At 72.5% G+C, this 2335-nt stretch carries 2 protein-coding genes; both read left to right on the top strand.

Annotated features, from left to right (window positions below; genetic code table 11):
* Positions 1-160: 160 nt before the first annotated feature.
* The gene (gene glmS, locus ACTIR_RS0117510; protein WP_026455253.1) at positions 161-2023 is read left to right on the top strand and encodes a glutamine--fructose-6-phosphate transaminase (isomerizing); all 1863 of its coding nucleotides are present in this window, start codon (positions 161-163) and stop codon (positions 2021-2023) included.
* A gap of 9 nt (positions 2024-2032) precedes the next feature.
* A partial coding sequence (locus ACTIR_RS0117505) for an NAD(P)H-hydrate epimerase (protein WP_026455252.1) occupies positions 2033-2335 on the top strand: 303 nt, incomplete at its 3' end.

The following is a 2335-nucleotide window of genomic DNA, read 5'->3' as shown; positions in this document are numbered from 1 at the left end:
CCCACCCCCGCCACAGTTCCGGTGGGCGGCCGCGGGACCACGGTCCGCCCGCGAAACGCGCCACCCCCACGGCCCGGGTGGCGCGTTTCGCGGGCGAACCGCGTCCCCTCCCCGGGCGGGGCGGCGTGCGGGGGTGGCCGGTGTCGTTACGCTGAGGGGCGTGTGTGGAATCGTGGGATACGTCGGGCATCGTCAGGCCCTCGACGTCGTGCTCGGTGGGCTTCACCGAATGGAGTACCGGGGCTACGACTCGGCGGGCGTCGCCATGGCCACCGGTGGGCAGACACTGACGGTCGAACGCCGGGCGGGTCGCCTGGCCAATCTTGAGTCTGCCGTCGAGGCCACCGGGCGGGACGCGTTCGCCGGGACGGCGGGTATGGGCCACACCCGGTGGGCCACCCACGGGCCGCCGGTCGACCGCAACTCCCACCCGCACCGGGACGCCACCGGCCGGGTCGCCGTGGTGCACAACGGCATCATCGAGAACTTCGCCGCGCTGCGCGCCGAGCTCGAGGCCTCCGGCGTCGAGCTGAGCAGCGACACCGACACGGAGACGACCGCACACCTCATCGCCCGCGCCTACGCCGACGGCGAGACGGCGGGGGACCTCCCGGCCAGCGTCCGTTCGGTCTGCCGCAGGCTCGAGGGCGCGTTCACCCTCGTCGTGACCCACGCCGACCAGCCGGACCTCGTCGTCGCCGCGCGCCGCTCGTCGCCGCTGGTCGTGGGGGTCGGCGAAGGGGAGATGTTCGTGGCCTCCGACGTCGCCGCGTTCATCGAGCACACCCGGGACGCCGTCGAGCTCGGGCAGGACCAGCTCGTCGTGATCGGCCGGGACGGGTACGAGATCACCGACTTCGCCGGGGACGCCGCCGAGGGCAAGCCGTTCACCGTCGACTGGGATCTCTCCGCCGCCGAGAAGGGCGGCCACGAGTACTTCATGCTCAAGGAGATCGAGGAACAGCCCGAGGCGCTGGCCAACACGCTGCGCGGCCATTTCCAGGACGGCCTGGTCGTCCTCGACGAGCAGCGGATCTCCGACCAGGACCTGCGTGACGTGGACAAGGTCTTCGTCGTGGCCTGCGGTTCGGCGTACCACTCGGGGTTGGTGGCGAAGTACGCGATCGAGCACTGGTGCCGCCTGCCGGTGGAGGTGGAACTGGCCAGCGAGTTCCGCTACCGCGACCCGGTCCTGGACCGCGACACCCTGGTGGTGGCGGTGTCCCAGTCCGGGGAGACAGCCGACACCCTCGAGGCGGTGCGGCACGCCCGCGAACAGAAGGCGCGGGTGCTCGCGGTCTGCAACACCAACGGCGCCCAGATCCCCCGGGAGTCCGACGCCGTGCTCTACACGCACGCGGGCCCGGAGATCGGGGTGGCCTCCACGAAGGCGTTCCTCGCGCAGGTGGCGGCCAACTACCTGGTCGGCCTGGCACTCGCCCAGGCGCGCGGTACCAAGTACCCGGACGAGGTCGCCGGCGAGTTCGCCGAACTGGAGGCGATGTCGTCGGCGGTGCACAAGACGCTGGAGACCCTGGAGCAGGTGCGGGGCCTGGGCAGGCGGCTGGCCGAGTCCAAGGCGGTGCTGTTCCTCGGCAGGCACGTCGGCTACCCGGTGGCGCTGGAGGGCGCGCTGAAGCTGAAGGAACTCGCCTACATGCACGCCGAGGGCTTCGCGGCGGGCGAGCTGAAGCACGGCCCGATCGCGCTGATCGAGGACGACCTCCCCGTGGTGGTGGTGATGCCCTCGCCGAAGGGGCGGGCGGTGCTGCACTCGAAGCTGGTGTCGAACATCAGTGAGATCCAGGCGCGGGGCGCGCGCACCATCGTGATCGCCGAGGAGGGCGACGACCGGGTGCGTCCGTTCGCGGACGAACTGGTGGAGATCCCCGCGGTGCCCACGCTGCTGCAACCGCTGGTGTCGACGGTTCCGCTGCAGGTGCTCGCCGCCGAGATCGCCCGTGCCCGCGGCTTCGACGTCGACAAGCCGCGCAACCTCGCCAAGTCGGTGACGGTCGAGTAGGCGGGCCCCGTGCGCGGCATCTGGACCACCGCACACGTGCGTGCCGCCGAGGAGCGGCTGCTGCGGGTGACCCCCGAGGGGATGCTGATGCGCAGGGCGGCCTACGGGGTGTCCGTGCGGGCCGCCGCGATGCTGTCCGAGCACACCGGGGGGGTCTCCGGCAGGCGGGTGGTCCTGGTCGTCGGCGCGGGGAACAACGGTGGGGACGCGCTGTGGGCCGGCGCGTTCCTGCGTCGGCGGGGTGCCGCCGTCACCGCGTTGCTGTTGCGGCCAGACCGGGCGCACCCGGCGGGCCTGGCGGCGCTCCGGCGG

It is taken from the genome of Saccharomonospora iraqiensis subsp. iraqiensis (genome assembly GCF_000430445.1).
Classification (GTDB): Bacteria; Actinomycetota; Actinomycetes; order Mycobacteriales; family Pseudonocardiaceae; genus Saccharomonospora; species Saccharomonospora iraqiensis.
Note: the sequence above shows the minus strand (reverse complement) of the source record. Positions and strands in the feature narration are given on the sequence as shown.